Origin of the sequence: Streptomyces sp. NPDC059455 (genome assembly GCF_042750115.1) — a bacterium.
Classification (GTDB): domain Bacteria; phylum Actinomycetota; class Actinomycetes; order Streptomycetales; family Streptomycetaceae; genus Streptomyces; species Streptomyces endocoffeicus.
Genome location: NZ_JBHYVB010000221.1, coordinates 7,928 through 17,790 on the forward strand (window position 1 = coordinate 7,928; position 9,863 = coordinate 17,790).

At 72.5% G+C, this 9,863-nt stretch carries 7 protein-coding genes; 3 read left to right on the forward strand and 4 right to left on the reverse strand.

Going from position 1 to position 9,863, the window contains the following annotated elements:
• Positions 1–267 precede the first annotated feature (267 nt).
• From ACFXB5_RS45150 to ACFXB5_RS45160, 3 genes are all read left to right on the forward strand, one after another.
• Entirely contained in the window at positions 268–3,384 is a 3,117-nt protein-coding gene (locus ACFXB5_RS45150; protein ID WP_385219709.1) for a glycoside hydrolase family 2 TIM barrel-domain containing protein, read from the forward strand.
• A gap of 172 nt (positions 3,385–3,556) precedes the next feature.
• The gene (locus tag ACFXB5_RS45155) at positions 3,557–4,201 is read left to right on the forward strand and encodes a diguanylate cyclase (RefSeq protein WP_385219711.1); all 645 of its coding nucleotides are present in this window, start codon (positions 3,557–3,559) and stop codon (positions 4,199–4,201) included.
• 4 nt (positions 4,202–4,205) lie between these two features.
• The gene (locus tag ACFXB5_RS45160) at positions 4,206–5,234 is read left to right on the forward strand and encodes an SMP-30/gluconolactonase/LRE family protein (protein WP_385219713.1); all 1,029 of its coding nucleotides are present in this window, start codon (positions 4,206–4,208) and stop codon (positions 5,232–5,234) included.
• On the opposite strand, the gene ACFXB5_RS45165 is transcribed toward ACFXB5_RS45160, so the two are convergent.
• From ACFXB5_RS45165 to ACFXB5_RS45180, 4 genes are all read right to left on the reverse strand, one after another.
• Positions 5,213–6,520 (reverse strand): S1 family peptidase, encoded by a 1,308-nt coding sequence (locus ACFXB5_RS45165; RefSeq protein WP_385219725.1) that lies wholly within the window; start codon positions 6,518–6,520, stop codon positions 5,213–5,215. The two genes, ACFXB5_RS45160 and ACFXB5_RS45165, sit on opposite strands and share 22 nt — an antisense overlap.
• A 147-nt stretch (positions 6,521–6,667) precedes the next feature.
• Entirely contained in the window at positions 6,668–7,030 is a 363-nt protein-coding gene (locus tag ACFXB5_RS45170) for a hypothetical protein (RefSeq protein ID WP_385219715.1), read from the reverse strand.
• Complete coding sequence (locus ACFXB5_RS45175; RefSeq protein WP_385219717.1) at positions 7,027–8,442, reverse strand: serine/threonine-protein kinase; 1,416 nt, start codon at positions 8,440–8,442, stop codon at positions 7,027–7,029. Before ACFXB5_RS45175 ends, ACFXB5_RS45170 begins: the two co-directional genes overlap by 4 nt.
• Positions 8,443–8,545: 103 nt before the next feature.
• Positions 8,546–9,863 (reverse strand): FG-GAP repeat domain-containing protein (locus ACFXB5_RS45180; protein ID WP_385219719.1); only part of this gene is annotated, 1,318 nt, incomplete at its 5' end.

A 9,863-nucleotide genomic window follows, 5' to 3' on the forward strand; every position in this document is an offset into this window, starting at 1 on the left:
GGTCCCCCTCAAACCCGCCCACCCCCACACCCACTAGTGTGGGCGGGCCTTTCCCCTTACCCCCTGGGGCCCCCCCGGCGGGGGGGGGGCCAACCACGTCGTTCGTACGACTCCCACTGGGGTGCTGGGCCCCTGCGGGACCCTTGACAGTTCCCTGTTTGAAACCGTCAGAATCTGTTGCGCAAAGGGCTGTTGTGGTCGGTCAACGACCCTCGCGCACCGCACAAGCCCCTTGCACACCACACAATCGAAGAGAAGGGGATCGCGATGGCGGTCACTCGCAGATCGTTACTGATCGCAGGCACCGCCGCCCCGATGGCCGGGGCACTTGTCACGGCCGCTCCCGCCCAGTCCGCCACCGCGTCCCGCGCCATGGGAGGCCGGACCGTCCCGCTCACGGACGGCTGGCGGTTCGCCCTCGTCAACCCCGGCGGCATCACCGACCCGACCGGCGCGTACGAGGACGCTTATGACCCGGCGTACGACGACTCGGCCTGGCGCGAGGTCGCGGTTCCGCACGACTGGAGCATCGAGCTCACCCCCACCACCGACCACGGCACCAGCGGCGGCACCGGCTTCCTGCCCGGCGGCCTCGGCTGGTACCGCACCACCTTTACCCTGCCGCGCGCCCTCGAGGGCAAGCGGCTCTCCGTCGAATTCGACGGCGTGTACATGGACTCGTCCGTGTACTGCAACGGACGGCTCATCGGCGAGCACCCCTACGGATACACCGGCTTCGCCCTCGACCTCACCGAGGTGGCCCACACGGACGGCGCCACCCCCAACGTCCTCGCCGTCAAGGTGCGCAACCGGCTCCCCAGCAGCCGCTGGTACTCGGGCAGCGGCATCTACCGCCACGTCCGGCTCGTGGTCACCGACCCGGTCCATGTGGCCCGGTGGGGCACGTACCTCACCACCCCCGGCCTGGCCACCGCCCTGCGCGCCGGGCATGCCACGGTGCGGGCGCGGACCCTCGTGGTCAACGAGTCGGACGGCCGGAAGCCGGTGACCGTGATCTCCACGGTCAAGGACCCCGACGGGCACATGGTGGTCCAGGCGCACTCCACCCTCACCGTCGGGGCGGGTGACACCCGTACCGCCACCCAGGAGCTCAGGATCGACCGGCCGCGGCTGTGGTCGTTCGACACCCCGCGGCGCTATGTCCTGGAGACCGAACTGCGGGTGGGTGAGGACACCACCGACCGGTACCGCACCCCCTTCGGGCTCCGCCATGCCACCTTCGACCCCGAGCGCGGATTCTCGCTGAACGGCCAATACGCCAAGCTCCAGGGCGTCGATCTCCACCATGACCTGGGCGCGCTCGGCGCCGCCGTCGATGCCGAAGCGTTGCTGCGCCAGCTGACCATCATGAAGAGCATGGGCGTCAACGCCCTGCGCACCTCGCACAATCCGCCCGCGCCGGAGCTGATCGAGGTCTGCGAGCGGCTCGGCATCGTGATGCTGGTGGAGGCGTTCGACTGCTGGCGCACCGGCAAGAACACGTATGACTACGGGCGCTTCTTCGACGAGCACTGCGATGCGGACATCACCGAGATGGTGCGCGCCGCCCGCAACTCCCCCGCCGTCGTCATGTGGTCCATCGGCAATGAGATCCCCGACTCCACCAGCGCCCCGGGCCTGGGGATGGCCCAGCGGCTCATCGACGCCGTGCGCGCGGCCGATGACACCAGACCCGTGGTGATCGGCTCGGACAAGTACCGCACGCTGCCCGCCGAGGGCTCCCCCGCCGATCTGATGCTGGCCAAGCTGGACGGGCTGGGCCTCAACTACAACACCGCCGCCTCGGTGGACGCCCTGCACGCCCGCTATCCGCATCTGTTCCTCTTCGAGTCCGAGTCCTCCTCGGAAACCTCCACCCGCGGCGCCTACCAGGAGCCCGAACACCTCAACACGGGCGAGAACCACACCCCCGGCAGGCGCGAGACCTCCAGCTACGACAACAACCTCGCCTCCTGGACGATGAGCGGCGAGTACGGGCTGAAGAAGGACCGGGACCGGAGGTTCTTCGCCGGGCAGTTCCTGTGGTCGGGCATCGACTACATCGGCGAGCCCACGCCGTACGACGTGTTCCCGGTGAAGGCGTCGTTCTTCGGCGCGGTGGACACCGCGGGCTTCCCCAAGGACATGTACCACCTCTTCAAGAGCCAGTGGACGAGGGAACCGATGGTCCATCTGGTCCCCATGGACTGGACCGGCCACCGGCCGGGCGAGACCGTGGAGGTGTGGGCGTACTCCAACGTCGCCACGGTGGAGCTGTTCCTCAACGGCCGATCGCTGGGCGTCCGCGAGTTCGACACCAAGAAGACCACCGACGGCCGCGCCTATCTGGAGACCACCGAGCCGACCGGCGACGACAAGACCGTCACCTCCGGCCCCTACCCCGGCAGCTACACCAGCCCGGGCGGCAGCGCCGGAAAGCTCCACCTCACCTGGAAGATGCCATTCGCACCGGGCGAGTTGAAGGCCGTGGCCCGGCGCGGTGGCCGGGTGGTGGCCACCGATGTGCTGCGCACGGCGGGGCGTCCGCACGCCGTACGGCTCACTCCCGACCGGAAGACCGTCGAGGCCGACGGCCGCTCGCTGTGCTTCGTGACCGCCGAAGTCGTCGACAGCGACGGTGTGGTGGTCCCGGACGCCGATCATCTGATCGCCTTCAAGGTCACCGGAGGCTCCCTGGCCGGGGTCGACAACGGCCGTCAGGAGAGCGCCGAGCGCTATCAGGCGAGCACCCGTACCGTCTTCCACGGCAAGGCCCTGGCCATCGTCCGCGCCGGCACCGAGGCCGGGCCGCTGACCATCACCGCCCGCTCGGCGGGGCTGCGCACCGCCACCGCCACCGTCCGCGCCACCGGCGGGACCTCGGAGCCGGTCACCCGCCCCACGCCGTTCACACCCGGTCCCGGCCCCGGCGCCCCTCACCACCCCATGGCCGACGCGAGCTATTCGGGCGCGCCGACGACCCTGCCCTCGGCCATGCTGGACGGCGATACGGCCACCGGCTGGTCCAACGCCTTCCGCAAGCCCGCCACTGCGCTGCTCCCCGCCTTCAACGGCGCCCGGAAGGCCGACTGGGTCTCGGTGACCTGGAACGGGAGGCGGCGGCTGCGCCGTGTCGAGGTGTCCTTCACCGTGGACGCCACGCACACCCTGCCCGCCTCGATCGAGGTGTCCGCGTGGAACGGCCACGTGTGGATCCCGGTACGCGGGGCGGCCATCACCTGGGCCACCGCCTCCGACACCCCGACCGTCATCGCCTTCGACCCGGTGCGCACCTCACGGCTGCGGCTGGACCTCACCAGCCGTCATCCGGGCGCGGCGGACGGCGCCCAGCGCATCGTCGCCCTCGAGGCCGGTGACGGCTGAGGGGACGGGCGGCCGTCCTCGCCGACGCCACCGCTGACCCGGTGCATGTCGCCGCGGGCCGCCGGGTCAGACGCCGAGCCGCGCCACGCCGGACGGGTGGAAGCCTCCCGCGGTCGTTTGTCCGCGATACGAAGAGGGCACCCGACTTCTCCGACGTCGTGCTGGAGGCGAGATGACTCTTTCCCGTAGCCCGGTGACCCGTGCCTGGCGGCGGTGGCGGCGGCCACGCGATCTGGAGGTGCCGCGCGGCGCCGTGGACGTCGAGGACGCCAACCGGCGGTTCCTGATGTACGGGGTGATGCCGCTGTGGTTCGTCCCGGCGGTGGCGGACTGGCTCATGCATCGCCGGACCAGGATCGAGGACACGTCGGGCACAAAGGAGTCCGCGATCCACGCCCTGATGATGACGGAGGCCGGTGTCCCCGTCGCGATGGGGCTGCTGGCCCGGGTCAATCCGCTGGTGCTGTGGGTGATGGGCGGAGCGGCCGTCGCCCACGGCGCCACCGCGCTGTGGGATGTGACCCTGGCCACCGGGGAGCGCGAGGTGCGCCCGGTGGAGCAGCACATCCACAGCTTCCTGGAGGTCCTGCCGCTGTCGGCGATGGCGTTCACCTGCTGTCTGCACTGGGACCAGGTCCGCGCGGCGCTGCGCGGCGGGGACCGGCCCGAGGACTGGAAGCTGCTGCCCAAGGACAATCCGCTGCCCGCGCGCTATCTGGCGGCGATCGGGCTCGGCGTCGGCGCCTGTGTGGTGCTGCCCTACGCCGAGGAGATGCGGCGGTGCCTCAGGGCCGCCAAGGCCCGTAAGGCGGTGTGAGCCCGTGCCGCGCGAGCGAGCCGGTACGGGGACACGGTCCCGCGTACCGGCCGAACCGCTGCCGTATCCACGGGTCCTGGCGCCGGAGGCACACGGGCCGGAACACGTCGCCGTCGATGCGGAGGGCCGGATCCTCACCGGGACCGCGGACGGGGCCGTCCGGCGGCTGACGCTGTCGCCGGACCACGAACTCGTACGCTCCGAGGTGCTCGCGCACACCGGTGGCCGGCCGCTGGGGCTCGTCCCCTGCCCCGACGGCGGACTGCTGGTGTGCGACGCGCAGCGCGGGCTGCTGCGGGTCGGGCCGGACGACGGGTCCGTACGGGTGGTGGCCGACGAGGTGGACGGCGGGCCGCTGCGGTTCTGTAGCAATGTCGCCACGGCGGAGGACGGCACGGCGTACTTCACCGTGTCCAGCCGCCGCCACGGCCTGGAGGACTGGCCCGGCGACATCCTGGAGAACACCGCCACCGGGCAGCTGCTCCGGCTGCGGCCGGGCGGCCGACCGGAGGTGGTGCTGGACGGGCTGCGGTTCGCCAACGGGGTCGCCCTCGCCGCCGACGAGTCGTATGTGGCCGTGGTCGAGAGCGGTGCCTACCGGATCAGCCGGCTGTGGCTGACCGGCCGCCGGGCGGGGACACGGGACCTTCTCCTCCGCGATCTGCCGGGCTTCCCGGACAATCTCACCCGTGGCCCCGACGGTGTCATCTGGGTGGCCATAGCCGCGCCGCGGGAGCCCGCCCTCGATCTGCTGCACCGCGCGCCCGCCGCGCTCAGAAGGGCGGCGGTGCCCGTCGCCACCCGGCTCCGCCCCGGACCGCGGCGCACGGTGCGCGCCCTGGCGATCGGCCCCGACGGCCGGGTGGTCCGCCATCTGGTGCGGCGCCGGACCCCGTACCGGATGGCCACGAGCGTATGTGCGCTCGGCGGCCTCCTCGTCATGGGCAGCCTCCTCGAGCGGGGCATCGCGGTCTGCCCGCTGCCACCGCCCCGGGAGGCCACCGGGGCGGCTCACCCCCAGCCGGTGGAGTAGCCGCGGTAGCGGCGTCGCCGGGGCCGGATGGTCAGCGTGGACAGCAGTCCCACGAACCCCACCACGATGACCACCAGGCCGGGCCCGAAGCCCTGGGCGTACGCCACGACGTCGTCGAGTGTCGAGACGCCGCCGTCGACCCCTGAACTCCCGGATGTGCCGGAGGCGATGGACGGGTTGGGGCTCTGGGCCTTGGCGCCCGGAATGGACACCCCGAGCGCGGTCAGCGCCTTGGTCACGGGCTGGAAGAAGGTCACCCCGCCCCGGTCGCAGTCGCCGCTGCCGCCGGAGGTGACGCCGAGCGCCACGCCCTGGGCGAAGAGCGGCCCCCCGCTGTCGCCGGGCTCGGCGCACACGGTGGTCTGGACGAGCCCGGTGACCGTGCCCTCGGGGTAGTTGACCGTCGCGTTGAGCCCGGTCACCTTGCCCGAGCGCAGCCCGGTGGTGCTGCCGCTGCGGAACACCTCCTGGCCCACGACCGGATCGGCCACACCGGTGACCCGCACCGTCTGGCCGCCACCGACGTTGACCACGCTGCTCTGGTCGAGTGAGGCGTTGTCGTAGCGGATCAGCGAGAAGTCATTGCCGGGGAAGCTGCTCTGGACCGTGGTGCCGAGGCGGGTGGAGCCGGTGCCGTCGGTGAACCAGGGGGTACCGTTGGGGCCGCAGTGTCCCGCCGTCAGGATGAAACCGGTCTGGCCGTTGGTGACGTTGAAACCGGCCGAGCAGCGGCTGCCGTTGGTGAACATGGGTGAGGCACCAGCGGCTCTGGTGGTGAAGGAGCCCTCCGTCCGCTGCGCGCGCACCTCGTCGCCCACCTCCGCGGCGAGGCCCTTCATCTTCGACCAGCGGGCGGTGGACACGGTGCTGTCGCCGACCAGCACCACCTGGTTGGACTTGGGGTCCACCATCCAGGCGGTGCCCGCCACCCGGGGCGCCGAGCGCAGCTTCTCGGTCGCGGAGTCCAGGTCCGCCATGCTGTAGCGCACCCGTTTGGCGGTGGCCCCGGCCCGGCTGACCTCGTCCGCCGCCGTGTCGTCCGTCACCGCGACCACCGGGCGGCCGTCGGCCCCGATCCAGTTGCCCGCCGTACGGGAGGCGCCGAGCGCGGACACCAGCCGTCCGCCCACATCGTCCGTCCGGTCCGCGCTCAGGGCTCTCGGACCGTCGCTTCCGGTCGTCCCGTGGGCCGATCCGCCCGGCCCGGCCTGAGAGACCATCACCCCGCCACAGACCAGTGCCCCGACAGCCGCGAACCGCACGACCCGGCGCACGCCGCGCCGCATGTGCTTCACCACCCTGTCTCCTTACGTCGATCCAGCCGGGGGCCTCGGACGGCGAAGGCCCACCCCCTCATACGTAAGGAAGCGACGTCCTGCTCACTCCCCGGACGGAGCCACGGATCCCGGTGGGGCGGCCCGCGGCTCCCGGGATCAGCGCCGGTCGCCGTAGCGCTTGCCGAGGAACCCCCCGACCAGGGCGGCCGTGCCGCCGCCGAGGATGGCCGCGCCCTGGGTGGCGGCGTCGTGCGCGAGGAAGTACGTGGCCACCCAGATGTACGCCACGACCGTGCCCGCGCCCAGGAGCGAGCCGAACGCCTGCAGCCCGGTGTGGACCCAGTCCATGCGGCGGCGGTGCTCACGCTCCCGCTGGAGCTCGGTCAGCATCCACTCCACCGTGCCGGGCCTGACCGCCTCCCACTCCTTGGCCTGCTCCACCGGCAGCCGGTCGCCCCAGGGCACCGTCGTCTCCGGCGGGCTGCCCGGCGCGGCGTTCTCACTCGTGTTCTCGCTCACGGAGCCTCCCCCGGACGGTCCGGACGGGGTGCGGGGTCAGGGCCCGTCGCCCGTGGCGGAGGCGGACCGAGCGCGGTGAGGAAGTCGGCCATGTCCCGCTCCATCTCCCGCTCCACCGGACGTCGCGCCCGCCGGGCCGGGGGCTGAGGGATCGCCAGGGACGCCAGATATCCCTCGCGCAGCGCCTGCCAGGGCCCGGCGGGCCGGGTGGCCGCCTCCCTGGCGTCCGGGCGCAGGGCGTCGAGCCAGCGCGCCCGCCGGTCCCGCTGTCTGGCCGACGCGAAGCCGCGCGCCGCGAGCCCGAGCCACAGCACGCCGAGACACCCGGGCCCCACCCATCCCGGAACGTCGTCCCAGGAGTCCGGGCTCAGTGAGGGCAGGGCCACCGCCCCCGATACGGCCAGGAGCACGCCCACCACGGCCGCGATCGGGACGAGGATTCCGGTGCCCGCGCCGCTCGCCCGGGGGGCCGGCCGCATGGCTTCGGCGGCCCCCGCGGGGGCCGGAAGGGCCGCTGCCTCAGCCCTGGGGGCGGACATGGGCTCACCCCGGGCCACCTCGCGCAGCAGCGCCTCGGCCCGCTCGGCCGTCAGCCGTCCTTCGGGGTCCTTGACCAGCAGCCCCTCGATCAGCGGCCGCAGCGGACCCGCGTATGTCATGGGCGGCGGCGGGGCGTTGAGAACCGCGCCCATCACCTCGAACACCGTCGTCCCCGCGAACGGTGCGCGGCCCTCGACGGCCTCGTACAGAGTCACGCCCAGGGACCACAGGTCGGCCTTGAGCATCGCCTCTCCGGCCGCCGGAGGGGACGGGGACGTGTAGCGTTCAGGTGCCATGTAGGCGGGTGTGCCGACCATGTCGCCCTCGTCCGCGAAGGTCAGGCCGAGATGGTCCACCAGCACCGCGGGGCCGTCCTGGCGGAAAAGGACGTTACGCGGTGTGACGTCCCCGTGGGTCAGGCCCACCGCGTACAGCGCGCGTAACCCGCGCAGCACCTCCAGGCCGATCCGGGCCGTCTCGGACACGGGGAGCCGCCCGCCCCGATCCCTGAGCCGGTTCGCAAGCGAACGCTGATCGAGGCGCTCCATGACGATCCAGAGGCGGCCGTCGCTCTCGCCCAGGTCGTAGATGGCGACCAGGTGCTGATGCACGGTCGCGGCGAGGACGCGGACCTCACGGCGCAACCGTTCGAGCCACCGCCGGTACGCCTCCGGGTCCGGATCGACGCCCCGCCACAGCTCCTTGACGACGACAGAACGGCCGAGCGCCACATCGTAGGCGTCCCAGACCATGCTCATGCCGCCGCTGCCCATGCGCCCGCGCAGCTCGTACCGGCCGCCGATCACGGTCCCGTGGGGCGATCCGGAACCACTCCCCCGCTCATCCTCACCGGAGGCTCCCCCGGTCGTCATCCGCCTCCCCCTCACCAGCCGACTGACGCCCACAGTAAGGCGTCGGCCGGGCCGGGCGAAGAGGGCCGGGCACACGGACACACGTGCGGTGGCGTACCGCGCCTCACGAGCCGCCCTTGCCGTAGGGCGCGCTGGTGAACACCACCGTGTCATCGGTGCCGTCGGTCACCCAGAACCGTTGCGGCTTCTCCCCGTAGAGCGCGAAGAGCGGGTCCGGCCCCCAGGCCAGCACGACCTCGTCCTTGCCGTCGTGGTCGAAGTCCCCGGCGCCGTAGAGCTTGACGGCGCGCCGCTTCTTCGGCACCTCGCGGCCGTCCACGCGGGACGGGACGGTGCGGTCGAGGGTGCGGCGGTGGGCGATCTCTCCGGGCGTGTCCGGGCGGATCGTCAGCAGTTCGGTGCCACCGGTGCGCAGCGAGACGGCCAGTTCGTCGGTGCCGTCCCCGTCGGTGTCGGCCGCGGCGAGCACATCGCCGCCCAGGGCGGGGATCCTGATCGGCTCGGGGGTCGAGCCGGCCGTGCGTTTGGTGTACACGCTCACCGACTGGCCGACGTCCGCGGGTTCGGTCTCATAGCCCGGTTCGTCATTGCGGCTGCCGGTGTCGGCGACCGCCACGTCCCGCTTCCCGTCGCCGTCGAAGTCGCCGAAGGCGATCGCGTTGCCCTTGCGGATGGTGCGGCCGGTGCTGGCGAGGCCGTCCGGACCGGCCGTGAGCAGCGCGGACTTCGTCTGATCGTCGTCGCCCTGCTCGTGCACCACCAGATCGGTGGGGCGGTCGCCGTCGATGGCGTCGGCGTACAGCTCCGCGATCTGGCCGCTGGAGCCGAGGGGGTTGGCGTACGTCTCGGTACGGGCGGCTTCGCCGTCGCGGCCGAACGGGCCGTACAGCACATGAAAGTCCTTGCCGCTCTGGCGCACGGCGGCCAGATCGTGGTGTCCGTCCCCGTTGAAGTCGCCCGTCGCCAGGGGCCGCGCGCTCTCGAGGCCGTCGTCGGCGTCGGCCAGCCGCACCGGGGTGGCGGGGGTTCCCCGGCGTGGCCCGTCGGGGCCGCCCCAGGCGATGTAGGGCAGCGTCTGGGTGGTGATGTGCACGCGCTCGCTACTGGCCGGGTCGCGCTCCTTGGTGGCGGTGGCGATCACATCGGCGTAGCCGTCGCCGTCGAGGTCGGCGGTGGTCGCGGAGTCCATCTCGCCCGCGGTGCCCTTCCACCCGGCGCCGATGGGCAGGCCGAGGTCGTCTCGGCCGAGCACGGTGCGCACGGCGGGGTCGGGGCCCTTCGCCGAGCCGTACACATAGGCGATACGGCGCAGGCCGCCGAGCTCGTCGTTCATGCGCCTGGGCGCGGCCGATAGGGAGAACGCCTTCGTCGGGTTCGGGCTGCCCGGCGCACCCGGCACCGACGAGTTCTGGGCGGCGGCG